General features: G+C 33.5%; 22 protein-coding genes. 9 read left to right on the top strand and 13 right to left on the bottom strand.

The genetic code is table 11. From position 1 onward, the window contains the following. Positions 1 to 2: 2 nt before the first annotated feature. Together ACQ654_RS08625 and ACQ654_RS08620 are read right to left on the bottom strand one after the other, a co-directional pair. Positions 3 to 866 carry a sigma-70 family RNA polymerase sigma factor gene (locus tag ACQ654_RS08625; RefSeq protein WP_007096854.1) on the bottom strand — a complete coding sequence of 288 codons (864 nt, stop codon included), beginning with the start codon at positions 864 to 866 and terminating at the stop codon, positions 3 to 5. A 135-nt stretch (positions 867 to 1001) separates the two neighbouring features. Then, positions 1002 to 1763 (bottom strand): 7-carboxy-7-deazaguanine synthase QueE, encoded by a 762-nt coding sequence (locus ACQ654_RS08620; protein ID WP_430409918.1) that lies wholly within the window; start codon positions 1761 to 1763, stop codon positions 1002 to 1004. A 185-nt stretch (positions 1764 to 1948) separates the two neighbouring features. On the opposite strand from ACQ654_RS08620, the gene ACQ654_RS08615 reads away from it, so the two are divergent. The 4 genes from ACQ654_RS08615 to ACQ654_RS08600 are packed head-to-tail and all read left to right on the top strand — an operon-like array spanning position 1949 to position 5778. Continuing rightward, positions 1949 to 4255 (top strand): phosphotransferase, encoded by a 2307-nt coding sequence (locus tag ACQ654_RS08615; protein WP_430409917.1) that lies wholly within the window; start codon positions 1949 to 1951, stop codon positions 4253 to 4255. Positions 4256 to 4313: 58 nt separating this feature from the next. Beyond that, the gene (locus tag ACQ654_RS08610; protein ID WP_430409916.1) at positions 4314 to 4763 is read left to right on the top strand and encodes a CDP-archaeol synthase; all 450 of its coding nucleotides are present in this window, start codon (positions 4314 to 4316) and stop codon (positions 4761 to 4763) included. A 1-nt stretch (position 4764) separates the two neighbouring features. Beyond that, positions 4765 to 5358 (top strand): CDP-alcohol phosphatidyltransferase family protein, encoded by a 594-nt coding sequence (locus ACQ654_RS08605; RefSeq protein ID WP_430409915.1) that lies wholly within the window; start codon positions 4765 to 4767, stop codon positions 5356 to 5358. A 39-nt stretch (positions 5359 to 5397) separates the two neighbouring features. Then, positions 5398 to 5778 carry a GtrA family protein gene (locus tag ACQ654_RS08600; RefSeq protein WP_430409914.1) on the top strand — a complete coding sequence of 127 codons (381 nt, stop codon included), beginning with the start codon at positions 5398 to 5400 and terminating at the stop codon, positions 5776 to 5778. 115 nt (positions 5779 to 5893) lie between these two features. Here the strand turns inward: ACQ654_RS08600 and ACQ654_RS08595 are convergent, their stop codons facing one another. From ACQ654_RS08595 to ACQ654_RS08565, 7 genes are all read right to left on the bottom strand, one after another. After that, positions 5894 to 8134, bottom strand: a complete 2241-nt coding sequence (locus tag ACQ654_RS08595; protein WP_430409913.1) for a polyribonucleotide nucleotidyltransferase — start codon at positions 8132 to 8134, stop codon at positions 5894 to 5896. Between the two features lie 165 nt (positions 8135 to 8299). After that, entirely contained in the window at positions 8300 to 8569 is a 270-nt protein-coding gene (gene rpsO, locus ACQ654_RS08590) for a 30S ribosomal protein S15 (RefSeq protein WP_430409912.1), read from the bottom strand. 185 nt (positions 8570 to 8754) lie between these two features. Next, positions 8755 to 9363: a hypothetical protein gene (locus ACQ654_RS08585; RefSeq protein ID WP_430409911.1), complete on the bottom strand. Its 609-nt coding sequence runs from the start codon at positions 9361 to 9363 to the stop codon at positions 8755 to 8757. 168 nt (positions 9364 to 9531) lie between these two features. Beyond that, entirely contained in the window at positions 9532 to 10389 is an 858-nt protein-coding gene (accD, locus tag ACQ654_RS08580; protein WP_430409910.1) for an acetyl-CoA carboxylase, carboxyltransferase subunit beta, read from the bottom strand. 355 nt (positions 10390 to 10744) lie between these two features. Beyond that, positions 10745 to 11812, bottom strand: a complete 1068-nt coding sequence (gene fbaA, locus ACQ654_RS08575; RefSeq protein WP_430409909.1) for a class II fructose-bisphosphate aldolase — start codon at positions 11810 to 11812, stop codon at positions 10745 to 10747. A 294-nt stretch (positions 11813 to 12106) separates the two neighbouring features. Continuing rightward, the gene (locus ACQ654_RS08570) at positions 12107 to 13201 is read right to left on the bottom strand and encodes a DUF695 domain-containing protein (RefSeq protein WP_430409908.1); all 1095 of its coding nucleotides are present in this window, start codon (positions 13199 to 13201) and stop codon (positions 12107 to 12109) included. Positions 13202 to 13264: 63 nt separating this feature from the next. Then, positions 13265 to 15805, bottom strand: coding sequence for a BamA/TamA family outer membrane protein (locus ACQ654_RS08565; RefSeq protein WP_430409907.1), 2541 nt, complete (start codon positions 15803 to 15805; stop codon positions 13265 to 13267). Positions 15806 to 15843: 38 nt separating this feature from the next. Between ACQ654_RS08565 and ACQ654_RS08560 the strand changes: the two genes are divergently transcribed. Continuing rightward, positions 15844 to 16572, top strand: a complete 729-nt coding sequence (locus ACQ654_RS08560; RefSeq protein WP_430409906.1) for a TrmH family RNA methyltransferase — start codon at positions 15844 to 15846, stop codon at positions 16570 to 16572. 102 nt (positions 16573 to 16674) lie between these two features. On the opposite strand, the gene ACQ654_RS08555 is transcribed toward ACQ654_RS08560, so the two are convergent. Further along, the gene (locus tag ACQ654_RS08555) at positions 16675 to 17394 is read right to left on the bottom strand and encodes a porin family protein (RefSeq protein WP_430409905.1); all 720 of its coding nucleotides are present in this window, start codon (positions 17392 to 17394) and stop codon (positions 16675 to 16677) included. 5 nt (positions 17395 to 17399) lie between these two features. After that, positions 17400 to 18128 carry a bifunctional demethylmenaquinone methyltransferase/2-methoxy-6-polyprenyl-1,4-benzoquinol methylase UbiE gene (gene ubiE, locus ACQ654_RS08550; protein WP_430409904.1) on the bottom strand — a complete coding sequence of 243 codons (729 nt, stop codon included), beginning with the start codon at positions 18126 to 18128 and terminating at the stop codon, positions 17400 to 17402. Positions 18129 to 18433: 305 nt separating this feature from the next. Here ubiE and trkA point away from each other — a divergent pair, with 305 nt between their 5' ends. The 3 genes from trkA (at position 18434) to ACQ654_RS08535 (ending at position 21645) form a co-directional block, all read left to right on the top strand. After that, a complete protein-coding gene (gene trkA / locus ACQ654_RS08545; protein ID WP_430409903.1) occupies positions 18434 to 19783 on the top strand; it encodes a Trk system potassium transporter TrkA in 1350 nt (449 codons plus the stop codon). Positions 19784 to 19792: 9 nt separating this feature from the next. After that, a complete protein-coding gene (locus tag ACQ654_RS08540) occupies positions 19793 to 21283 on the top strand; it encodes a TrkH family potassium uptake protein (RefSeq protein WP_430409902.1) in 1491 nt (496 codons plus the stop codon). Between the two features lie 104 nt (positions 21284 to 21387). Further along, positions 21388 to 21645: a hypothetical protein gene (locus tag ACQ654_RS08535; RefSeq protein ID WP_430409901.1), complete on the top strand. Its 258-nt coding sequence runs from the start codon at positions 21388 to 21390 to the stop codon at positions 21643 to 21645. 575 nt (positions 21646 to 22220) lie between these two features. On the opposite strand, the gene ACQ654_RS08530 is transcribed toward ACQ654_RS08535, so the two are convergent. Next, positions 22221 to 23402, bottom strand: coding sequence for a pyridoxal phosphate-dependent aminotransferase (locus tag ACQ654_RS08530; RefSeq protein ID WP_430409900.1), 1182 nt, complete (start codon positions 23400 to 23402; stop codon positions 22221 to 22223). Between the two features lie 100 nt (positions 23403 to 23502). Here ACQ654_RS08530 and ACQ654_RS08525 point away from each other — a divergent pair, with 100 nt between their 5' ends. Then, on the top strand, positions 23503 to 24228 hold the full coding sequence (locus ACQ654_RS08525; RefSeq protein WP_430409899.1) for a hypothetical protein: 726 nt from the start codon (positions 23503 to 23505) through the stop codon (positions 24226 to 24228). A gap of 56 nt (positions 24229 to 24284) precedes the next feature. Here the strand turns inward: ACQ654_RS08525 and ACQ654_RS08520 are convergent, their stop codons facing one another. Further along, complete coding sequence (locus ACQ654_RS08520; protein WP_430409898.1) at positions 24285 to 25337, bottom strand: fatty acid desaturase; 1053 nt, start codon at positions 25335 to 25337, stop codon at positions 24285 to 24287. Positions 25338 to 25422 lie beyond the last annotated feature (85 nt).

The raw sequence follows: 25422 nt of genomic DNA, 5'->3' as shown, positions 1-25422 counted from the left end.
GATTATCCTAAATATGTTTTTAATATTTTACTACGTGAAGTGTGTTTTAAACGACGAATCGCTTTTTCTTTAATTTGACGTACACGCTCACGAGTTAAGTCGAACGTTTCACCAATTTCTTCCAATGTCATTGGATGTTGGTTTCCTAGTCCGAAATACAAACGAATAACGTCTGCTTCTCTTGGTGTTAAGGTTTCTAATGCACGCTCAATCTCTGTTTTTAAAGACTCATGTAATAATTCTTTATCAGGATTTGGCGATTCACCAGAATTTAATACGTCATATAAGTTAGAATCTTCTCCTTCTACAAGTGGCGCATCCATTGATACGTGTCTTCCAGAATTCTTCATCGATTCTTTTACATCATTCACTGTCATGTCTAATTCTTTTGCAATTTCTTCTGCAGAAGGAATACGTTCATGACTTTGTTCTAAATATGCAAAGGTTTTATTAATTTTGTTAATAGAACCAATTTTGTTTAATGGTAAACGAACAATACGCGATTGTTCAGCTAATGCTTGAAGGATAGATTGTCTAATCCACCATACAGCATACGAAATAAATTTAAAACCACGTGTTTCATCAAAACGTTGCGCGGCTTTAATAAGACCCAAATTCCCTTCATTAATCAAATCAGGAAGTGTTAATCCTTGATTTTGATACTGCTTTGCAACCGATACTACGAAACGAAGGTTAGCTTTTGTTAATTTTTCTAGAGCTATTTGATCTCCAGCCTTAATTCTTTGTGCTAATTCTACTTCCTCGTCTGCTGTAATAAGGTCAACTTTACCGATTTCTTGAAGATATTTGTCTAAGGACGCGGTTTCCCTGTTGGTAACCTGCTTGGTAATTTTAAGTTGTCTCATGTAATCTGCTTGGGATTTTAATCATTATGCTTACGCTCTTAGTTATACGTATGAAGTCGTTAAAATGTTACAGAAGTTTACAAATTATTTAAAATAAAGTTTACATAAAAGTGTAAATAATTCATAATTAATGAATTACACGCCTCTTTTATCACCATAAATATGTACGTGCAAACGATCTGTGTAGTTAAATTGATACTTTTTGCAAATTTCAATCAACCATTGTTGCTTTTTTTGCAATGCTTCCGGATTGGTTCCTTCGGGCATTAAATATACTTTTTGGTATGGAATGTTGTAAGTTTTACAAATAGCCAACACTTCCGTGAGATCGTCCTCAGATGCAATTACAAACTTAAAAACAGCTTTTTCATTCGTAGAAAAGTAATTGTAGGCTTCCGCTTTTTCACGTAATTTTTTAGGATTGTTTGAGTTTGCCAACTTTGGCGATACATTATATTGATGTATCAATGATTCAAAAGTTGCATCGGGTAATAAGGTTCCGTTGGTTTCAATCTCAAAGAAATAATCATCCGCTTTCGTATTGAAATAGTTCATCAAACTTGATAATTCTTCCAGTTGCATCATCGGTTCGCCACCAGTTAATACAATATTTTTACAACCACTGGTCAAAACTTCGGCATATATTTCTTCCAGCGTAAGCGAAATAATCATTTCATCCATCTTATACTTTTTATACATAGGATCAGCGTCTTTTACATGTGCAAAACGTGTTTTTTCCCAATTCCACGTATAATCGGTATCGCACCAAATACAATGCAAATTGCAAAGTGATGTTCGAATAAACACACTTGGTTGCCCAATATTTTTTCCTTCTCCTTGTATGGAATGAAAAATTTCGGGCTTTCCGTCAAGATTTGCAATTTTCAGTTTCGTCATAACTATTTTAAAAAGTAGCATGCAAAATTAAACCATTATTGTCTGAGTGACAAAACTATGCTGAATTGAATCAGATTGAACTTTATTTTTGTGATTATCGCAAAAAATAAATTCTTTATTTGTGTTGATTGGGAATTTTGATGTGATTATTGCAATAGTTTTGATAGTATTAAAACTTAGAACTTATGGAAATACCGATTATACCAGGAAGAGGACTTGTAACAAGTACAGCAACAAATATGCGTTTGGACTTTTTGGAAACAAACAATATTCAAACCAATTTGATTTCAAATGCACGATTAAATTTTCAAGACATTCGGAATAATATTGAATCGTATATAGGAAGTACCGAAATTCCGTTGGGAATTGTTGGCCCGTTACTTTTTAATGATAACGAAACACAAGAATTAACGTATTGTACTGCAGGAACTTTAGAAGGCGCGTTGATTGCAAGTATGAATAGAGGCGCAAAAGTAATTAGCAAAAGTGGTGGTTTTGTTGCGAACGTAAAATGGCAAAAAATGACACGTTCGCCAATGTTTATTTTTGAAACGGAAAACGAAGCAACATTTTTTAAACAGTATGTTAAAGATACGTTTGTAGCTATTAAAAAAGCCGCTGAAGCACATTCCAATCATGGGAAATTAGTTGCAATTGATAGCATTCAGCAAGATGAAGTCATTCATTTAAAGTTTATATATCACACAGGTGACGCGTCTGGGCAAAATATGACAACCACATGTACGTGGCATGCTATGTTGTATATAGTGGAGCAATTTAAAAATACTTCGGGTATTGTTCCTGTTGATTTTGTGATTGAAGGAAATGGCGCTTCTGACAAAAAAGTGTCACAATATAATATTGATTGCGGACGAGGAATTTATGTAGTTGCCGAATGTACGATTCCAGAAGAAATCATCAATCAAGTATTGCGAACGACTTCTGATAAGTTGATGAATTGCTTTCATCCATCTAAAAAATTGGCTAAAAAAGACGGAATGGTTGGGTATAATATTAATGTAGCAAATGCTATTGCGGCAATTTTTGTAGCTACGGGACAAGATTTGGCGTCAATTCACGAATCAAGTATTGGAATTTTACATTTAGAACAAAAAAACGGTGGTTTGTACATGCAACTTTCATTGCCAAATTTAGTGATTGGAAGTGTTGGTGGCGGAACTTCATTGCCAAAACAGTCGCAGGCTTTGGAGATTATGAACTGTTACGGAACAGGAAAAGTAAACCGCTTTGCCAAACTAATTGCAGGTTTTGCATTGGGTTTAGAAATATCAACGTATGCGGCAATTGTAAGTGGTGAATTTGCAAAAGCGCACGAAAAATTAGGAAGAAACAAACCTGTAAAATGGTTGCTGAAATCTGAAATTACGCCAGATTTTGTGCAAGCTAGCTTGAATGGTTTTTTTCAAGATAAAGACATTCAGCGAATTCAGCCGAAAGAAAGTGATTTGCTGGAGAATGGAATTCTGACCAATATCGCATCCAAAGTGAATAAAAAAATTATTGGTTTTATGCCGTTTCAAGTTGGTTACCGACAACATGGAATCTTACAAACTCAAGATATTTTAATCAAATCGAAACCATTAGATGACGAAGTTGTCAAAGGTTTGCATACGATTGCGGCTTCTATAAACCCTGAGCTTTCTGATTTGTTGCGAACATCAAAACGGAATTTGGAATACCATAAATGTCACTTGAAAGAAATTGAATTGTACGAATATTTAAACAAAAGTGGATTTAAACATATGCCTGCGTATTTTGGAAAACATGTAAATTCGAAACGAGAGATTTTCATGTTGATTCAGGAATTTTTGGATAGTGACAAGCTAAACATTTTAAATTCTGAAAATCATCCAGAATACTGGAAACCAGCAACAATTCTTTCTGTAATTACCACAATTACCAAGTTTCATCAAAACGCATCTGTTGCAGATTTTAAACATGTTCAAGAATTCAAACCATGGAAATCTAAAGAATTGTATAAAAAGTTACTGCAAATTTTAATTACGGAATGTGTAGCTGATGAACACTTACTTTCGCTGCATGCGTTGCGGAATGAAATTGATGATTTAGAAAATCAAGCAATTGCTTTGAATGTTGAAAAAACAATCATTCACAACGATTTCAATTCACGAAATATTGCGATTAAGAATAATGGTTTTCCTATTATTTACGATTGGGAATTGGCCGTAATTGATGTTCCGCATAGAGATATTATTGAGTTTTTGAGTTTCGTATTACTGCCAAATTTTACAAGAGATGAACTTTATTTTTATCTAAAAGCACATTATCAATTATATGATTCCACAAATTGGGATGCATGGTTGAAAGCGTATCAATATTCGTTGAAGGTGTACATTATAACTAGACTTTCGTTTTATGAAGTTTCTGGAATATTAATTCCGTATGATTTTTCGAAACGTGTTTTACATACCGCTTTAAAAATGCTCACTTGCTTACGTGACAATGCCTAGTTTTTTACAACATATGGCTATCGTTTTAATACCGTTGCTCATTTCAAATGTCATGCATATGTTTGTCATTAAAAAAGATTGTTTTCAATGGTTGAAACAACCAATTTCAGTAACACTATTTGGCGCAAACAAAACATGGAGAGGATTTGTATTTGTTTCAGTTACAAACGCTTTTGTACTATGGATTATAAATTTAATTTTTGGTTTCAAATTATCAAATTCATTCAGCTTGGGTTTTATACTTGGCGTTGCCTACATGATGTCTGAATTGCCAAACTCATTCATGAAACGGCGTTTAGGAATTCAACCTGGAGCACAAGCAAATTCAAATAAAATCCTTTTCGCATTTATTGACAAAATGGATGCTGCATTTGGCGTAAATCTGGTGTATTTTTTATTGGGTTTTGTCAATTACCAAACGGCGTTACTTTTATGTGTGTGTAGCAGTTTTACACATATTATCATCAGTCAGTTATTAGTAGAATTAAACATTAAAAAAACATTTTAAGATGAAAAAAGAAAATATATACAACGTTCCCAATTTTTTAAGCTTTTACAGATTGCTCACATTCCCGTTGATTTTGTGTTTTATATACGCAGGAAAAGCAGATTTATTTGCCATATTTTTATGTATAAATTTAGTCACAGATATTTTAGACGGATTGATAGCACGCGCATTCAATTTGAAAACCGAATTTGGCGCAAAACTAGATTCGCTCGCCGACAATGGAACATTTATAGCGGCTTTTATAGGAATATTTACGTTCAAAATAAACGAATTATCAGAATCCATTTGGATGCTTTGGCTCTTCATTGCGTTTTTTGTGTTGGGTTTGGTGGTTTCTTTTCTCAAATTTAAGCAATATCCAAGCTTACATTTATATACCACAAAAATTGGCGGTTATGTACAAGGAATCTTCATTTTTGTATTATTCGCGTGGAATTATTACGAACATTTATTTTACGTCGCAATGATTATTGGATACATTTCACATCTTGAAGAAATCATCATTTTACTCACTTCAAAAGAAATGAAAACGGACGCAAAAGGATTGTATTGGGTTTTGAAAGAAAGAAAACACGTAGCACATCAAACTTCATAAAAATAGATAATGGTGTTTAGGTTTTACAAACAATCAGAAATGATCCGAATGCTTGTCATTGCTGTTATTGGCGTAATTTCTGGATTTATAAGCTATGAAATTGTGTACTATCTAAATCCGTTTTCACCAAAAGCAACCGTAAGTTGGATTGTTGCTTTTTTAATTGGAATTGCAAGACAACATGCGCTTCACAGACATTTTACGTTTCAACATAAAACAGCGTATTTTAAAAGTTTATACAGAGCGTATATTGTTGATATTGGTGCGTTGTTTTTCAGTACAGGATTGAATTGGTTTTTGTCAGAAATTGTAAATCTGAATCACAGAATTGTTTGGATTTGTTGTTTGCTATCAACAGCTTTGTTTAGTTTGATACTTCTTAAAAGGTATATTTTTAAAGTTCCTGCAAATTCAGAGTAGTATAATAGTTTTAATCTAAGTTTAGGATTGCCGTAAAATATGTGAAAATAATATGTATACAACAAAAAATGCCTCGAAATTTCGAGGCGTTTTTTGTTATATATGACTAAAGAAATTAATCTTCTTTCTTGTCTTCTCTTGGTTTGCGATTATCACGTCCGCGATTATCTCTACCTCTGTTGTCACGTCCACCAGAACGTTTGTCGTCTCTTGGCGGTCTTGCAACATATCCTTCTGGTTTTGGCAAGATTGCTTTACGAGAAACTTTTTCTTTACGTGTTTTTGGATCTATTCCAAAATATTTCACGTCTAAAATATCTCCCATTTTTACAATATCACTTACATTATCAGTACGTTCCCAAGCAAGTTCCGAAATGTGTAATAATACTTCGTTTCCTGGTGCTTCTGTATATTCTACAACGGCTCCAAAATCTAGCATTTTTATAACTTTCACTTCGTAAATACTTCCTTTTTCAGGTTTGAATAATATAGCATCTATTTTTGCCATTACAGCATCGATACCTTTTTTACCAACACCTAAAATTTCTACGATACCTTCTTCAGTCACTGGATCCTCGTTAATAACGATTGTTGTCTCAGTTTCTTTTTGCATCTCTTGAATTACTTTTCCACCAGGTCCAATTAAGGCTCCAATAAAATCGTTAGGAATTCTACGTGTTACCATTGTTGGCGCGTGATCTTTTACATCAGCATTCGGTGTAGCAATTGTATCTGTTAATTTCTCTAGGATGTGTAAACGTCCGTCACGTGCTTGTTGTAAAGCATTTACCAAAATTTCGTATGACAATCCTTTTACTTTAATATCCATCTGACAAGCAGTAATTCCGTCAGCGGTTCCCGTAACTTTAAAGTCCATATCTCCTAAGTGATCTTCATCACCTAAAATATCAGATAATACGGCATACTTTCCAGAATCGGCATCAGAAATTAATCCCATTGCTATACCAGAAACTGGTTTCTTTAATTGAACACCAGCGTCCATTAATGCCATTGTTCCAGAACAAACTGTTGCCATTGAAGACGAACCATTCGATTCTAATACTTCAGAAACCACACGTACTGTGTATGGACAATCGTCTGGTACCATACCTTTTAATGCACGTTGTGCTAAGTTTCCGTGTCCAACTTCACGACGAGATGTTCCACGAATTGGTCGTGCTTCACCTGTTGAAAATGGAGGGAAGTTATAATGTAAATAGAAACGCTCTTCACCTTCAAAAGATGGCATATCTATTTGGTTTGCTTCTCTTGATGTACCTAAAGTAACCGTTGCTAATGCTTGTGTTTCTCCACGAGTAAAGATTGACGAACCATGTGTAGATGGTAAGTAATCAACTTCACACCAAATTGGTCTAATTTCGTCAGTTTTACGACCATCTAAACGTAATCCTTCATTTAAGGTTAGGTCACGAATTGCCGCTTTTTCAGCTTTTCTATAATATTTAGAAACTAAGTCACCAAAATCTTCTAATTCTTCTTCTGAAAATGTTTCTTTGATTTCTTCTTTAATTTCTGCGAAAGCAGTACTTCTTTCATGTTTAGCAGAACCAGCTTTAGCAATAGCATATACTTTATCGTATGCCATGTCATATACTTTCTTCTCTAAATCTGCATCTTCTCTTTCAGGATCGTATTCACGTACTTCTTTCTTTCCGAAAGCTTCTGCTAAACGAATTTGAGCCGCACATTGTACTTTAATAGCTTCGTGTGCAAATTTGATAGCGTCTGCCATTTCTTCTTCAGAAATTTCATCCATTTCACCTTCAACCATCATTACTGAATCTGCTGAAGCTCCAATCATCATGTCTAAATCAGACTCTAGTAATTGTGCTCTTGTTGGGTTAATGATGAATTCACCATTAATACGTCCAACTCTAGCTTCAGAAATTGCACATTCAAATGGAAAATCTGATAATTGAATTGCCGCTGAAGCCGCTAAACCAGCCATTGCGTCTGGCATTACATTTTCATCATGAGACATTAACTGAATCATCACTTGTGTTTCTGCGTGATAATCTTTTGGGAATAATGGACGTAATACACGATCTACTAAACGCATTGTTAATACTTCACCGTCACTTGGTCTTGCTTCTCTTTTGAAGAAACCACCTGGGTAACGACCTGCCGCTGCAAATTTTTCTCGGTAATCAACTGTTAATGGTAAAAAGTCAACATCGCTTTGCTTGTAGTTAGAAACAACTGTACATAATAACATACATTTTCCTGACTGTACCACGACTGAACCGTGCGCTTGCTTTGCTAACTTTCCGGTTTCGATAGAAATTTCTCTACCATCACCAAGGTCAATGACCTCTCTAAAAACTTTTGGAATCATAAATTTTTTTTAATTCTAATTAAACAAAGGTCGTTGTGTTGTTGTGTGTGTAGTTGTTGTTTTTGACCCAATGAAAAACCAGTAATAATACTTTTTATTGCTTCCAACTATTGTTGGAAGTGTACTTTTATAAATTAAAAAAAGAGGCACGAAGCCTCTTTAGTTTTATTTTCTTAATCCTAATTCTTTTACGATCGCACGATATCTGTTGATCTCTTTTTTCTTTAGGTAATCTAGTAAGCTTCTTCTTTTACCTACTAACATTACTAATGAGCGCTCAGTATTATAATCTTTACGATTTTTCTTTAAATGCTCTGTTAAGTGATTAATTCTGTGTGTAAATAATGCAATCTGACATTCTGATGTTCCAGTGTCGTTTGCAGCTTTTCCGTGCTTTGCGAAAATTTCCGCTTTAACTTCTTTAGTTAAGTACATGCCAATATTAATTTTAATGATTTTTATGTATCAATACGTATCTCGTATCAAGCGGCAAATATACTACTATTTTTTAGAAACCAAATTAATAATGAAACCTTTTTGATGATTGAAAGTTCTAAGATTATATTGAATTATTATCAAAGCACAAATGGTCTGTTTTTAGATTAGATATTGAGTAGTTTTTAATTTGTAGGTTCAATTGTCCATGTATCATCAGCATTTAATATTGCTGTCATATTATTAATGCCTGAAGAAAAATCAATTTCAGCAGCTTTAGTAAACGTTTCTGTATCAAGAATTTCTCTTTCCGTAAAATTACCAAAAGCAATCCAATATTTGTTGGTAGGTGTAATCATATTGCTAAATCCAGGACTTGCAGGAATATTAGTTGTTATCACCCCAGATATCTCTATTCCAATAGTAGCTTGATTTGACACTACACTATTGTCACAAAAAATTGTAATTGATCCATTACTATCTGGATCTGTAGTTTGATTTATGAATTGATATGCGTCATCTATTTTTGTAAGTGTGATTTTATTATCTTGATCTAAACCTGCAGGCAAAACCTGAGAAGATGTAATTGTGACTCCATTTTTCACTTCTGTTTCAGACCATACTACACTATATTCAGCAGCCCATTGAAATGTGACGGTTGTATCTGGGTTGGCATCTTTTGAGAGCCACACTAATGATTTTAAGTCATCTTCGTTTGGCTCTTGTAGGAATATGCAAACGTCTCCTGATTTGCCACTATTATTTTTAAAGATTAACTCGAAATTGGTCGCCATGATGTTAACAATAAAATTAGTTACCTGTATTATATGACGAATGTAATTGTTTTATATGTAGAAGAATAGCGTATTAACACCTGTTTTTAAGTGTGTTATATGATTGAGGTGTATAAAAAAAGACTTCCAATTTGGAAGCCTTTTTTTATAAATATGTTTAAAACAAAACTATGCTCGTATTGGTTGATTTTGAATTAAATCGATGTATAAGTTGATTTTGTTTTTCAATTCTTTTCTGTGTGATATAAAGTCTAAGAATCCGTGTTCTAATAAGAATTCTGAGGTTTGAAAACCTTCTGGCAAATCTTTTCCAGTTGTATCACGTACAACTCTTGGTCCTGCAAATCCGATTAATGCACCTGGTTCAGCAATGTTGATGTCTCCAAGCATTGCAAATGAAGCTGTTGTTCCTCCAGTAGTTGGATCTGTACATAGTGAAATGTATGGAATTCCAGCATCAGCTAATTGTGCTAATTTTGCAGATGTTTTTGCTAATTGCATTAGTGATAAAGCTGCTTCCATCATACGTGCGCCACCAGATTTTGAAATAATCATGAATGGAACGTTGTTTTTTAACGAATATTCTGCCGCACGTGCAATTTTTTCTCCAACAACGCTTCCCATTGAACCTCCAATAAAAGAGAAATCCATACAGGCAATGACAATATCTTTTCCTTTTGATTTTCCAACGGCCGTTTTTACAGCGTCTTTTAATCCAGTTTTTTCTTTGGCAGCTTTTAATCTGTCAACGTATTTTTTACTGTCTTCAAATTTTAAAGGATCTTTTGAAGTTAGATTTTTGTCTAGTTCTTTAAATTTTCCTTCGTCAAATAGTATTTCAAAATATTCTTTACTTCCAATACGAACATGATAACCGTCTTCAGGACTTACGTAGTAGTTTTTTGCTAATTCATCTGAATCAACAATTTTCCCCGTTGGTGATTTGTACCAAAGTCCTTTGGGTGTATCTTTTTTATCTTCCGTAGAAGTTTGAATTCCTTTTTCTTTTCTTTTAAACCAAGCCATATGATTTATGAGTTATGATTTACAATGTATTAGATTGTGATCAATTAGTTAGTTTTGTTTTTTCACTAGCCTACAAAATTACTGTTTTTATTAAAGAAACTCAAAATTTGATTCCGCTATCTACTAATTAGTATCTTTTTGATTGCAAAAAACCTCGTTAACACATTGTCTTTCAGTGTTAACGAGGTTTTGTTGTTTTTATAAGATTTTCACTTTCGTGGGAAGTTCTGCGTTAGGGATTGCACAATTTGTCTGAGCTCTTTTACAAAGTGGATTCCTGCCTACGCAGGAATGACAGTTTGTGAAAAGCGAGTTGTAAAAGCCCGACCCAAAGGGTAACGCCCAAATTCAAGTTTTATAACGTATTTACGTTGTTTAAGTCTTCAAAGGCTTGTTTTAAACGTGTTTTGAACGTTAATTCACCTTCACGTAACCATTTTCTTGGATCGTATGTTTTTTTGTTTGGAATGTCGTCTCCATCAGGATTTCCAATTTGAGCCGCTAAATATCCTTGTTTTGTAAGCATATAATCACGAATTCCAGTCATGAACGCATATTGTAAATCTGTATCAATGTTCATTTTGATAACTCCGTATCCGATAGCTTCTCTAATTTCTTCTAGTGTAGAACCTGATCCACCGTGAAATACAAAGTCAATATGGTTGTGACCAACATTGTATTTTTCTGAAATATGCTCTTGCGAATTTTTTAAGATTTTTGGCGTCAGTTTTACGTTTCCTGGCTTGTATACTCCATGCACGTTTCCGAAAGCTGCCGCAATTGTAAATCGTGGGCTTACTTTCATTAATTCTTCATATGCATACGCAACTTCTGCTGGTTGCGTGTATAATTTTGAATCGTCCACATCACTATTGTCCACACCATCTTCTTCACCACCAGTAATTCCTAATTCAATTTCTAATGTCATACCCATTTTGCTCATGCGCGCTAGGTATTTTTTACAGATTTCGATGTTTTCTTCTAATGGTTCTTCCGAAAGATCAATCATGTGTGAACTGTATAATGATTTTCCAGTTTCAGCGAAATGTTTTTCGCTTGCATCTAATAAACCATCAATCCAAGGTAATAGTTTTTTTGCGCAATGATCTGTGTGTAAAATTACAGGAACTCCATATGCTTCTGCCATTTCATGAATATGTTTTGCACCTGCAATTGAACCTGCGATAGCGGCTTTTTGATTTTCGTTGCTCAATCCTTTTCCTGCGTTGAATTGTGCGCCTCCGTTTGAGAATTGAATTATGACAGGAGCATTTAACTCTGCAGCTGTTTCTAAAACTCCGTTGATAGAGTTAGAACCAACTACATTTACTGCTGGTAACGCAAAGCCTTTTTCTTTGGCTAATTTGAATATTTCTTGTACTTCGTCTCCAGTAGCAACTCCTGCTTTGATATTGTGACTCATCGTCTTTAGTTTTTTTGTTTGGATTACAAAAGTACTAAAAATGTGATGAGTTTTTACGTAGTTGGTAATTTTAGGAGTAGAAGAGAAGCTACTTTTACGAATTTGATAATTTTAATCGTTTTCAGGCTAGTAATCCTGTCAAAATGTTTGTGTTTTTGGAAAATTATTGATTTGTTGTTGATGGTTTTTTGAAGAAATAAATGCTTGTTTTCGAATGGTTTGAAAGCGCAAACGTTTTAGTGTTTCTGTATTTTACAGATTTAATGTTAGATTTAGAAATACAGCAGAAATTGATTATTCATGCATAAATCGATGAAACGATTGCCAGTATTTGTCTTTGTAGATCTCAAAATCGATTTTAATTTTATCCTGATACGTTTTCTTTATCTTATCTAAAACTTTTGAAGGTTTCCTAAAGTCAATACACGCAAAGTAAACTTCACGTACAGAATCTGCCGTTTGTCTTCCAATATTAAGATATCCTTCGGCATCTTTTAGTTGTGCCACAATGTTGTCTTCTATTTCGCTTAGCAATTCGTAGTCGTCATCAGTTGGCAGTCCATTGTTGTTTGCTCTATCATAGTTGAGTTCTACATGTACAATCCAAGGATGTGAAGCTTTGCTGTCCCAATGGAGTAATTCGGCGTTGATGATGGCAAGTAACGGCAGTCCATTTTGTAGCGTTCCCTCCATTGCTGCATAGTTGTCGTTTTTCGTATTGTGACGCGTTCCTTGATATTTTTCAATGAATTCTTTTTCGCGCCAAATGAGAAAGTCTTTGAGTTTTTCAAATGGAATTAGTTCTTCTGTGGCATCTATGGTGTTTATGATGTCAAGGTTGTCAATAGTAGTCACTGTTTTTAATTCTCCCAAAAATACATCTAAGGCAATGTACATTCCGTTAAGCATGGAAGTTCTATTTTCTTCATTGTACTTATCGTGTGTAATGATGATATCAATTTCGTCGGGCATTTCAGGATGATTTATTGCATAAAAATGTAAGCTTGTCGCATCAAATTTGTAACCATCAATATTTACACCCAATTTGCTAACGTCAGAAGGTTGTTTGAGTGCCGTAATTTTCCAATTGTTTATTTTTGGCGCAGCAGCTACTAATTCTTCTACAAAAACAATATTTTTAGTGACGCCATCTGCGGTAAGAATTAATTCGGCAGTTGTATCTGCGTACATTCCTGCTAAAAACCAAAATCCTTCTCTTAGTTCATTGAGTTTGGGCGATAGTTTCTCAAAAAATAGTGTATGAATATCGTCTTGATTTTTTAATACCTTAAAGAATTTCTTTTCGTGTTGTTGAAACCAATTCCAGAAATCAGCATAGGAATGAATTGGTTGTTCTTTTTTGCTAAATAATGATTTGAAGAAACTCATGTGTTTTACTTGAATTGATTGTGAAAAAGATACTGTTTTTAGATCAAAAAGCAGAACTACTTATTAGAAAGGATAATTAATTCCAATATTGTATACCGCGTTTCCGAAGTTGTAATCTTTAAACCAACGATTGCCAAGCTCATATGCCGGATCGTAGGTTTTGAAACCAACATCAAAACGCAATACGAAGAAACTAAAATCGTATCGCAATCCAAATCCGGTTCCTAAAGCAATGTCTTGTAACGATTCCAAACCATTAAATTTTCGATCTTCGTCTTCAATGTCATCAAACACATTCCAAATGTTTCCTGCATCTGCAAATAACGCACCTTTGAAGCTTCCGAATAAGTCAAAACGATATTCTACGTTTGACGTTATTTTTAAGTTTGCTTCGTTAAAGTCTAAAATACTTGCCGATCGTCCTGGTCCTAATTGATATGCACTCCAAGCTCTGTTGTCATTTGATCCACCACCAAAGTAACTTCGTGCAAACGGAATGTTATCTGAATTTCCATATGGAATGGCAATTCCAAAAAAGGTACGAAAAGCCAAAACATCTCGCTTTCCAGAAAGTTCCCAATGTTTAATGAAGTCAAACTCTGTTTTTACATATTGAGAGTACGGAACGCCAAATAGCTTGTATTTTCCACGATCATTTTTTTGAAGATTTGCCGTACTTGCAATCGTAGATAGTAAGTTTCCTGCCAACTCTAATTCGGTTCTAAATTGATAGAAATTATTGTCGGAAAGACTTTCTTTGTTGTTGTGTGTAAAGTTAATTTTTGAGGAAGCAATTAGGTTATCTTGCGTCAATCGGAATTGTCGTTGTGCAACACTCAATACTGTTGAAAGTTCGCTATCCGTTACAGGATAATCGTTAGATACAACATCTGCAATAAATGCGTCTGTTTCGCCTGAAGCGATATTTAACGAAGCATCATCATCAATATAGTCAGAACTAAGCGCAACCGCATTTAAGCGATCGTACGAACTTTGATATACATTGAAATAGTTACTAGCATTTAGGTTTCGAATAAATTGTAAGTTGAAAAGTTCAAAACTGAACGAATTCTTTTTACTTGGCGTCCAATTGTAACGAATTAATCCTGTAAAGTTTTGCCTGTCGAGACCAATATTTTGTTGCACACTTGTTCCTAACGAAACTACGGTTGTAGGTAGCATGTATTTTGGAATAATTCGTTCAGTATTAAACGGAAAAAAGAAACGTGGAAAGTTTAACTTTATATCAGCTCCAATTTCAGAAATATTAAAAAATTGATCTTCAGAATCGGCAACATCTTTGGAAGCTCCAAGTGTTCCTCTTGCCGAAATTTCAAGCGTTTCGGCACCACGAAATACATTTCTACTTATTAATGATGTACTAAACGAAAAACCATAATCTTGAATGTTGGAATGTGTAATATCAATATCAAAACCAAGTGAAAACTTTTTTCTTGGTGTTAAGTAAATATTTGTGACCAAATCCGTCAGACTATCATTTTCGTATTGATATTGAATGTTTGGATATTTAAACGTTCGTAAATTACTAATGTGTTTATAGGTTAACGTGCGATCATTATCTCTGTAAATTTCGCCCGGATTAATGAAAATTGCATCCGTAATTGCCTTTGGGCGAAACCGTAATTTATCATTCGAATATATGGTGTAATTTTTATACGTTACAGAGTCTATGTATGTTTTTTTAGAATTTTCATAGGTATAATCTGTGTAAATATTTACTTTTTTAATCTTATGAACTTTGTATTCTTTTTCAACAATGGAATCATTTTGCCTAACTTGTAAGTTGTTGATTTTTAAGGCAACTGCCAAGTCGTAATCTTTATTAATTGTGTCCAATCCGACAGTTGGTTTGATGGAGTTTAGTTGAAAGTTATAAATTCCTGAATTTCGAAATAAAACCGTCAAACGTTCCCGTTCATTGTAAAAATCACCTGTGTTAAATTGTTTGCCAACTTTTATAAAAGATTTATTTTTGCTTAGGTTGTAAATAGAGTCTAAATCGCGCGACTTAATGGTAACTTGCAAGCTGTCAATTATATACGGATTTCCTGTGTTTACAGTGTAATCAATACTTGCTCTTTTTTCCTTTTCGGAAGGCGTAATTTTATAATTCGCAGTTGCATTGAAAAATCCTTTATTTTGATAATACACTTTTAAACGATTGGTCGTTTTTTTCGTTTTTCGATCGTCAATAATTACAGGTGCTTCTCCTGTTTTTTTTAACCAATTATTAAAACCTCTTTTGTAATTTGTCATTTCTCTAATTTGTTTATTAGAGTAGCGTCTTTTTAAACGTTCGTAACGCTTAGGATCTCTATTAATCCAAGCATTAAAAACCGAATCAGGATTTTCTCCAGCCAAATTATAAATATTGAGTCGTAATGGATAATTTAGAAAACGGCTGTTTGGTTTTTGATACATTTGACTCAGCGCATCTACATCATTTGACTTCTCGTCGTTGACAATCAAGTTGTTTTTAACAAGCAGCAATTCACCATCTTTTACACGCTTGATCGAATTACAAGCGCTAATCAATGTGAGAATTATAATAAATAATGATATTTTTGCTAAAAAGGATTTCAATAAGAGGTGTTTTTCGAATTCAAAATTAAACTATTTGCATGATTAGCAAAAGACAAATCAAAACAATAACGAGCTTACATCAAAAAAAGTACCGAAAATCAACAGGACTGTTCGTTGCAGAAGGTAAAAAAGTCATTGAAGAGTTTTTAAACTCAAATTTTGAACTTGATACTTTGTTTACCACGGACGCTAATTTGTTTGCTTCTGATCGAAAAATAACACTAATTTCTGAAGCAGAACTCAAAAAAGTAAGTTTTTTAAAAACGCCTAATACAGCTTTAGCATTATTTAAGAGTAAAGATGTCTTAAAAATTGATTCAGAAGGTTTACTTGTTGCGTTAGACGACGTGCGCGATCCTGGGAATTTAGGAACTATTATTCGTTTGTGTGATTGGTTTGGTGTACAACATCTCGTATGTTCTGAAGCTACTGTTGATTGTTACAATCCGAAAGTGATTCAAGCAACTATGGGTTCGTTAACGCGTGTGAATGTGGTGTATACAGATTTGAAAAATTATCTTTCTGAAACGAAATTGCCTGTTTTTGGTGCGTTTATGGATGGAAGTAATGTGTATAAAACTAATTTGCCAACTGACGGAGTTTTAGTTATGGGAAATGAAGCAAATGGCGTTTCTGATGCAGTTTCAAAATTCATCACAAAAAAAATAGCGATTCCACGTTTTGGGGAAACACAACAAACCGAAAGTTTAAATGTGGCAATGGCAACGGGAATTTTATTGAATGAGTTTAAGCGAGCAACTCTTTAAATTTAAGATTTAATAAAATTATCCTTGTACAAACATAGTATGACATCTTAAATACACAAGATTCTTCTAATATGCTGAAACGAAGATGCATTACATTGAATGCTACTGAAACGTAAAGTTGATAAAAATTCCACGTGATTGCATTTTCTGAATGTTACTTGTCCACGGACTATTTGGATCTTGATCTCGAACCAATTCGTCATTCAATGCAAAAACTCCACGAATAGAAGGTGTAAATTTGAAATAGTATAAATAGAAATCAACTCCAAAACCTAATTCGTAATAATAGGTCGATTTTTTCATACGGAACTGATTGTTGCTATTATCATCCGGATTATCTTGATTGCTCGATAAATTCAATGAAGTAGAAAATCCACCTACAATAAACGGTTTAATGTTGTTAATTCGTTTGGTTCCAATCTTTAGTAAAAGTGGAATATGTACATAACTCGATTTTATTTCACGTATACGATCTACAGGATCTATAAGTCCGTAACTTTCGGGATATTCTATATTACGTGTAGAAAAGAAAATTCCTGGCTCTAAGCGTAAATTCATATAATTATTCAACTTTACATCACCTACCAATCCAACATTAAAACCTGTGGATGGTTTTAGCTGAATGGCATCTGCATTGTTGTTGTATGTAAATTTAAAATCGTAACTATTAAATCCTAAAAAATAACCCCAAGTCAGTAAGTTATTATCAATTTGCCCTTTTCCTCCACTTGCGTCATTTAAGACTTTTTTCTTGCTAAATAATTGAGCAGAAACAGATTGAAGCGCAAAAACACAACATATGATTACTAAAATCTTCTTCATAAAATCTATTTTGTTGCGGTGTAAATAGTCGCTACACCAAACGTTTGTGGTTTATCATTCACATCTATAAACCCAATTTTTCGTAAAATATTGTTGAAGTTCTCACCATAAGGAAATGCCGCCGCCGATTCTGATAGGTATCCGTAGGCAGAATTGTCTTTAGAAAAGAGTTTTCCAATTAGTGGTAGAATGTTTTTTGTATAAAAATTATAGAATTGTTTAAAAGGTGTTTTTACAGGAACAGAAGTTTCCAAAACAACAAAAATTCCTTTCGGTTTTAAAACTCTTAAAATTTCTTGCAATCCTTGTTCTAGGTTTTCAAAATTACGGACACCAAAAGCAACTGTAATGGCATCAAAAGAATTATCTTTAAACGGAAGTTTTTCTCCATCACCTAAAACCATTTCTATTTTCTCATGCAATTCTTTCTTCTTAATTTTCTGTTTTCCGACTTCAAGCATTCCTGGAGAAATATCCAATCCAACAATACGTGTAGCACTTGTTTCTGCTAAATTAATTGCCAAATCAGCAGTTCCGGTAGCAATGTCCAAAATAGTTGTAGGCTGTTGTGCACCAACTAATTTGACTACTTTTTTGCGCCATTTAATATCAATACCAAAAGAAATTACACGATTCAGTCCATCATAATTCTTTGAAATCGTATCAAACATCTCTGTAACCTGTTCTTTTTTACCCAGATTTGACTCTTTGTATGGTGTTACATTCTTCGACATATAGGAAATTTTGGCAAATATAGACATTCCTACATTGAATGTTGATAGCTTACGGCTATATTTTGAATGTATGTAAAGAAATACTAGCTTGATACAGAAGCTAATTATTCGTTTTATTTTAACGTTTATTTGGTTGTACACGTATAAATAGCATCAATATTTTACACACAAAGCGGTTTTAACTCTTTTATCTTGCTATAATTTGCAATCGATAGATATACAATTCTGATACTCAATACAGAAAGTATATGCTGATACTGGCTTTTTTATCGTATATTTGTCTTCTTTTTTCAATAGATTATTCAATGAGAATTATTATTGCTGGAGCTGGTGAAGTAGGATATCATTTAGCAAAACTCCTTTCATACGAATCCCAAGATATAACACTGATAGACTGCAACAAGGACAATCTTGCATATGCAGATACACATTTAGATATTCGTGTGATCAGAGGTGATGCAACTTCAATTAATATTTTAAAAGAAGCTAGAGTTGATTCTGCCGATTTGGTAATTACAGTGACTTCCTCAGAAACAACAAACATTACTATTTGCGTATTGGCAAAGCAATTGGGTTGCAAACGAACAATTGCACGTATTTCAAATACTGAATTCATTGATAATCAAGAGGAACTGCGCTTTAAAGACTTAGGAATTGATGAATTAATTTCTCCTGAAAAGTTGGCTGCTGCCGAAATAAAATTATTATTAGATCAATCTGCATTTAATGATAGTTATGAGTTTGAAGATGGCGCGTTAACCATGGTTGGAACAACTTTGCAACGGACAGCACCATTTGTTGGAAAAAGCGTAAAAGAAGCAGCAAATATTTTTCCAGAACTACACTTTGTGCCAATTGCAATTCAGCGATTTGGAACTCAATACACGTTAATTCCACGTGGAGATACACTTTTTAAAGAAGGCGATCAGGTATATTTCATCACCTCAAAAGGTGGTGTGGAAGAATTGTATAAGTTGATTGGAAAAATAAAAGAAGAAATTAAAAATGTAATGATTCTTGGTGGAAGTAATATCGGAATCAAAACATCCAATGATTTATGTCAAAATCGATTCAATGTAAAATTGATTGAAAAAGACAAATCGAAAGCATTTGAATTGGCTGACGATCTTCCAAATGCCTTAATTATTTATGGTGATGGACGAAATGTAGAACTGTTAGAAGAAGAAGGTGTGTACGATATGGATGCCTTTATTGCTGTGACAGGAAACTCAGAAACGAACATCATGTCGTGCTTGGTAGCAAAATCAAAAAATATTCGAAAAACAATTGCGTTGGTAGAAAATATGGATTATTTCCAATTATCACAATCTATTGGAATTGATACATTAATCAATAAAAAACTACTAGCGGCAAACAATATATTTAGGCATATTCGTAAAGGTGAAGTTGTTGATATGACACGACTCAACAATATGAATGCCGAATTGCTAGAGTTTATCGTAAAGCGAACTTCGCACGTATGTGGTAAAAAAGTAAAAGACCTCGATTTTCCACGATCTGCCATTATTGGAGGTGTAATTCGTGAAGGTGAAGGCTTGATTGCTTTGGGCGATTTTAAAATACAAGAAGGCGACAGAGTTGTTGTATGCAGTCTTCCAAGATCTATTAATAAAGTAGAACGTATGTTTCTGTAACTGTTACCAATGAGAGTAAATTACAAAATCATTTTTCACCTCATGGGACTATTATTACTCTGTAATGGTGGTTTTATGTTTTTGGCTACGTTGGTAAGTTTTATCTACAAAGACGGCGTAACCTTAGAAATGTTTTTAGCAGGATTGGTAACCATTATTGCAGGAGCATTATTTATGTTAACCACACGTGATCATAAAAAAGAAATCAAAAAACGAGAAGGGTATATTGTGGTAACTTTCGGTTGGATTTTTATGTCCCTTTCGGGAACGTTTCCGTACTTATTTACAGATGTGATTCCAAATTTCACCAATGCCTTTTTTGAAACCATGTCTGGTTATACCACAACTGGCGCCACCATTCTTGAAAAAATAGAAGGTTTGCCAGAAGGTATATTATTCTGGAGAAGTCTAACACACTGGATTGGTGGTATGGGAATTATAGTATTAGCCATTGCTATTTTGCCATTACTAGGAATAGGAGGAATGCAATTATTTGCTGCGGAAGCACCAGGTCCGAGTGCGGATAAATTACACCCAAGAATTACCGATACAGCAAAGCGTTTATGGTTGATTTATGTTGGATATACCATTGCTGAAACCATTCTATTAAATTTAGCAGGAATGTCCTTTTTTGATGCTATAAACCATGCATTATGTACGTTATCTACAGGAGGATTTTCAACCAAAGATGCAAGTGTGGCGCATTGGAATGGACAACCAATTATTCAGTATATTATCATCTTATTTATGTTCTTAGCAGGAACAAACTTTGTCCTAAGTTACTTTGCATTCAAAGGGAAAATTCAGAAAATACTAAAAGATGAAGAATTTAAAGTCTATGCAATTCTAATATTTATATTTACCATCATAGCAACGGTAATTATTTATACACAGACCAACGTACAACCTTCTGAATACCATCCGATGGTTTGGGGAGAGTTGGAAAGTGATTTTAGACATTCGTTATTCTCAGTTATTGCGGTTATTACCACCACAGGATTTGTTACGGCAGATTTTACTTCGTGGACAACATTTTTAACGATTTCCTTTTTTGGTTTAATGTTTCTCGGAGGTTCAGCAGGTTCAACTTCTGGAGGTGTAAAAGTGGTTCGACATTTACTGATGATCAAAAATGGCTTGTTAGAATTTAAACGAACCTTGCATCCAAGAGCCATTATTCCAGTTCGATACAATAACAAATCAGTTTCAGAACATATTGTATACAACATTTTAGGATTCTTTATTCTGTATATGTTGTTGTTTATAATTGGAGCTTTGGTATTAGGTTTTGTAGGATTAGATTTTGAATCGGCAGTTGGTGGCGCAGCTTCTTCTTTAGGAAATGTAGGGCCAGCATTAGGTTCATTAAATCCGCTAGAAAATTACAACTCAATTCCTTCATTTGGGAAATGGTGGTGTACATTTTTAATGCTTTTAGGACGTTTGGAATTATTTACCGTATTAATTCTCTTAACGCCATTTTTCTGGAGAAATCGTTAGTTTACAGTAGTTTAAAAAGTTGTTTTTTATATTTTTTTAAAAATGTTGTAACAAATTTTATTATGATACGTCATATATGTGTAAATCAATCAAAAAGCAATATTATGAAAACTACACATCAATTACACGTAAATTCAATTCCTATTGAAACGTATCAAGAAGATACAAATGACTTTCACAGAGGTTTATTAACGTCACGTTACAAACAACAAATTCAATCAGGTTTTGATAAATTAACTGGACGTTCATTATTCGGTTTAAAACAACGCGTTAAAACAAATCAATACCAATTGACTTCTGTAACAGGAACCATTCTAAAAATTTCAGTATTTGTGATTGCGTATGTCATCGCTTTCGTATAAATCGTTTTAAAAAAAGGGGAAAAATCCCCTGCAAAAGGGTTTTTTAACTTCAAATGTTTTAAGCATCTTTACATCAGTAAAAAAAGAGATTAAAACACAATGCGAAAAACATTTAACTTTCTGGAATTTTGTTTGTTAGCAAGTATACTTTTACTAACAAGTACCGTAGTTATGATCTTTACAAATATGGACGTTTCAGCAGAAGCGCCACTATCAAGAACGTTGTTCGGTATCGATTTAAATTATTGCGTTGTTATCTTTTATGCCTTCAATTTATTTTTGTTCTTTGGAATTAAAGAGTTTTTTTGGCGATATGAACGCAAGTTCCCAAATACCATTATTTTATCTAGTGGTATCATTTTAACGATTTCACTTTTAATACTTAATATTATATAGTTAGTCTCAATTAAAACGAAAGGCGTCCTTATCAAACGCCTTTTGTTTTATCAAATTTCTTCATGTTACTTTTGGGTAATGTGAAAAAAAGTGAAAAATCCTTTTAGTTTATCGAACTAAAAAAAAGCTGTTTTCCTCTCAAAGAAAACAGCTTTTTGTATATAACGTAAGCTTATTTTTTAAAGCACATCTTTAATTTGCTGAATTGCAGTTCTCAGTTCTTCTTCAGAAGCCGCATACGAAATACGAATACAGTTTGGATTTCCAAAAGCAACTCCAGTTACCGTAGCAACATTTGCTTTTTCTAACAAATACATTGAAAAATCTGTAGCATTGTTAATAGTTGTTCCTTGTAATGTTTTTCCAAAGTATGAAGATATATCTGGGAATACATAAAAAGCACCTTCAGGTGTATTTACGTTAAATCCTTCAATGTCTCTTAAAAGTTCTAAAACAAGATCTCTTCGTTTTAAAAACTCATCTATCATGTATTGAATTTTATCTTTAGAAGCTTCCAAAGCAACAATGGTTGCACGTTGCGCAATACAATTTGCACCACTTGTTATTTGCCCTTGAATTTTATTGCACGCTCTCGCAATTGCAGTTGGAGCACCAATATATCCAATACGCCATCCAGTCATAGCAAATGCTTTAGAAACACCATTTACGGTTATTGTTCTATCATACATTGACGGAATTCTTGCAATACTGAAATGTTCTTTTGTAAAATTGATGTGTTCGTAAATTTCATCAGAAACGACATAGATATTTGGGTGTTTTTCTAAAACGGTAGCCAACGCTCGTAATTCAGCTTCGCTATATACCGAACCGCTTGGATTACAAGGTGAGCTAAACCAAATCATTTTAGTTTTTGGAGTAATGGCGGCTTCTAACTGTTCAGGTGTCATTTTGAAATCTGTTTCAATAGACGTTGCAACCTGTACAGGAACACCTTCCGCAAGTTTTACAATATCACTATAACTTACCCAAAAAGGAGCGGGAAGAATTACTTCATCACCATCATTTAGTAACACCATTGCAATATTTGCTAGCGATTGTTTTGCGCCTGTTGAAACTACAATTTGTGAAGCTTCATAGCTTAATTGATTGTCACGCTTAAATTTATTGATAATGGCTTTTTTCAATTCAGCATACCCATCTACAGGAGTGTAACTATTGTAGTTGTCATTAATTGCTTTAATTGCCGCATCTTTGATAAAATCAGGAGTGTTAAAGTCTGGTTCACCCAAACTTAAACCAATAATGTTTTTCCCTTCATTTCTTAGCTCTCTAGCTTTTGCCGCCATTGCTAATGTAGCAGATGTAGCCATGTTTAATACGCGCTCAGATAATAGTGCCATTGTTATGTTGTGTTTAATCTGTATTTAAATAACTGAATTGTGCGAAATTAGTTATTTTTGGCTAAGGACAAAAAATAGTTATCAATAATAACAATAAGAAATGCAAAACGAAGAAAAGTTGAACTCAGAAGAGTATTTTGTGGAAACTGTAACAATTCAGGTTTCTGAAACAAAGAAACGACTCGATCGCTTGGTATTTCTTTTAATTTTGATGAGTGCTATTGGAGCTATTTACTACAAAAAACCACCTGAAAGCTTTAATTTCTTAGTTTCTGAAATTACGCCGTTAGGATATCATTTAGGAATTATTTTTGGTTTGTTAGGCGTGTTTGCTTTGATTGGCTCCAAGTTTATTGATTATATCACCAAAAGAAGAAAAATTGATGATTATTTATACAAAAATCATTTTCTGGCTGAAAATTACAAAACTGGATATGTGCCTTTTCCAGAAGAAGTTTCAGATGAAGAAATAGCGTTTAATAAGTTGCATTATATTTCACGAACTGTGGTTCCTAGTTCGTTTTATGAGTTTTTCTACACGTTATTTATCTCAAAAAAAGATTTGCGATTACCATCTGCCATTGCATTGATGAGCATCTTTATGTTTGCACATGCGGTTTCTGTAGTTCACGTTATGCAAATTTGCGACGGTATGTATGATTATGTCGGAGCAATTGTATTAGGAGCTTTGTATGTTGTTTTGTATGCTGGTTTTTTAAGTTCTATTCGAAAGTATAGAGCTAAACTTGCAGATGCAGGTTTTATACTTTGTGTAGCTTCCGCGATTGTTGCAATTATTGTTTTAATTATTTTATATACTATTTAGCATAAAAAAAAGCCTACATAAAAGTAGACTTTTTTAAAATTATATATTTTTTTGACTTAGCTCGAAAAGCGCATCTTTTCTAGTTTATAGTATTCTCTAAACGTAATCATACGTTGCTGGTCTTCATCCCACAATTTGTGGAACATCATTTTCATGCCATCTTTAAACGATAAAGTTGTTACGTATTTTGATAAGATTTTATTTTCGGTAAAGCACTTTTTTAAGTTGTAGTTTGGAATTCTACTATTTAAGTGATGAATGTGATGAATTCCAATATGTCCTGTAAACCATTCCATGATTTTTGGTAGCTTTAAATACGAACTTCCTTTGATTGCTGATAGTACAAAATCCCAATCTTTTTTCCACTTTTTATATGAAAATTCATGTTGATGCTGAATGTAGAAAAACCAAAAAGCAATAATTCCGAAGAAAAATAAAATGATAAATTGAACTGCAAAAAAGCTTGCCCAACCTGTTAAATAGCCAATAATTACATACGGAACTATGATGACAATATTATCTTTTAATAAAAGATACGTAGTTCTTCTCCAGTTATTAAATGTTAAAAAAGGATATTTTGTGGTAATGATTAAATAGTATACTGGCGCAATTACAAAAATTACAATTGGGCTTCTAAATACTTTATATTTAAACTTTCCCCACCAATTTTTAGCTCTAAATTCTTCAACCGTTAATGTTGGTAAATCACCAACTTGCCTAATGTTTTCTTCTAATTGTCCATTATGTCCATGATGAAATGTATGTGTTTCTGCCCAATATTTAAAAGGTAAAAAACTAAATACACTACAAATGTATCCAATGGTGTCGCTTGCTTTTTTCGATTTGATAAATGAATTGTGTCCGCAATCATGTTGAATGATAAAAATTCGAACTAAAAAGAAAGCATTTACGATTCCTAATAGAAAGGTGAGAATAAGCGAGAACTCAAGCGTAAAATACATTAAAACCCAAACGGCAATGAATGGTAAAAAAGAAGAAGCCATTTGTCCAATAGCTTTTTTAGTACTTTTTTTCTTATATTTTGCAATGATAGACTTCCAATTACTTAGAGCGTCTTTAATTTCTTGATCAACATTTTGATGCGTCATGGAGGAACTATTTAATCTTTAAAAAGGTAACGAAATATGTTACTTGATATTGCAAATATCGTAATTTGAAAATAATAAATTTACA

Origin of the sequence: Kordia sp., from assembly GCF_965283645.1 — a bacterium.
Classification (GTDB): domain Bacteria; phylum Bacteroidota; class Bacteroidia; order Flavobacteriales; family Flavobacteriaceae; genus Kordia.
The sequence above is the reverse complement of the archived record's forward strand: the minus strand, read 5'-3'. Positions and strand labels throughout refer to the sequence as shown.

Bases quoted from the DNA above. Each gene is read 5' to 3' on its own strand.
- ACQ654_RS08625 (WP_007096854.1), bottom strand. From the start codon at position 866: ATGAGACAACTTAAAATTACCAAGCAGGTTACCAACAGGGAAACCGCG.
- ACQ654_RS08620 (WP_430409918.1), bottom strand. From the start codon at position 1,763: ATGACGAAACTGAAAATTGCAAATCTTGACGGAAAGCCCGAAATTTTT.
- ACQ654_RS08615 (WP_430409917.1), top strand. From the start codon at position 1,949: ATGGAAATACCGATTATACCAGGAAGAGGACTTGTAACAAGTACAGCA.
- ACQ654_RS08610 (WP_430409916.1), top strand. From the start codon at position 4,314: ATGTTTGTCATTAAAAAAGATTGTTTTCAATGGTTGAAACAACCAATT.
- ACQ654_RS08605 (WP_430409915.1), top strand. From the start codon at position 4,765: ATGAAAAAAGAAAATATATACAACGTTCCCAATTTTTTAAGCTTTTAC.
- ACQ654_RS08600 (WP_430409914.1), top strand. From the start codon at position 5,398: ATGATCCGAATGCTTGTCATTGCTGTTATTGGCGTAATTTCTGGATTT.
- ACQ654_RS08595 (WP_430409913.1), bottom strand. From the start codon at position 8,134: ATGATTCCAAAAGTTTTTAGAGAGGTCATTGACCTTGGTGATGGTAGA.
- rpsO (WP_430409912.1), bottom strand. From the start codon at position 8,569: ATGTACTTAACTAAAGAAGTTAAAGCGGAAATTTTCGCAAAGCACGGA.
- ACQ654_RS08585 (WP_430409911.1), bottom strand. From the start codon at position 9,363: ATGGCGACCAATTTCGAGTTAATCTTTAAAAATAATAGTGGCAAATCA.
- accD (WP_430409910.1), bottom strand. From the start codon at position 10,389: ATGGCTTGGTTTAAAAGAAAAGAAAAAGGAATTCAAACTTCTACGGAA.
- fbaA (WP_430409909.1), bottom strand. From the start codon at position 11,812: ATGAGTCACAATATCAAAGCAGGAGTTGCTACTGGAGACGAAGTACAA.
- ACQ654_RS08570 (WP_430409908.1), bottom strand. From the start codon at position 13,201: ATGAGTTTCTTCAAATCATTATTTAGCAAAAAAGAACAACCAATTCAT.
- ACQ654_RS08560 (WP_430409906.1), top strand. From the start codon at position 15,844: ATGATTAGCAAAAGACAAATCAAAACAATAACGAGCTTACATCAAAAA.
- ACQ654_RS08555 (WP_430409905.1), bottom strand. From the start codon at position 17,394: ATGAAGAAGATTTTAGTAATCATATGTTGTGTTTTTGCGCTTCAATCT.
- ubiE (WP_430409904.1), bottom strand. From the start codon at position 18,128: ATGTCGAAGAATGTAACACCATACAAAGAGTCAAATCTGGGTAAAAAA.
- trkA (WP_430409903.1), top strand. From the start codon at position 18,434: ATGAGAATTATTATTGCTGGAGCTGGTGAAGTAGGATATCATTTAGCA.
- ACQ654_RS08540 (WP_430409902.1), top strand. From the start codon at position 19,793: ATGAGAGTAAATTACAAAATCATTTTTCACCTCATGGGACTATTATTA.
- ACQ654_RS08535 (WP_430409901.1), top strand. From the start codon at position 21,388: ATGAAAACTACACATCAATTACACGTAAATTCAATTCCTATTGAAACG.
- ACQ654_RS08530 (WP_430409900.1), bottom strand. From the start codon at position 23,402: ATGGCACTATTATCTGAGCGCGTATTAAACATGGCTACATCTGCTACA.
- ACQ654_RS08525 (WP_430409899.1), top strand. From the start codon at position 23,503: ATGCAAAACGAAGAAAAGTTGAACTCAGAAGAGTATTTTGTGGAAACT.
- ACQ654_RS08520 (WP_430409898.1), bottom strand. From the start codon at position 25,337: ATGACGCATCAAAATGTTGATCAAGAAATTAAAGACGCTCTAAGTAAT.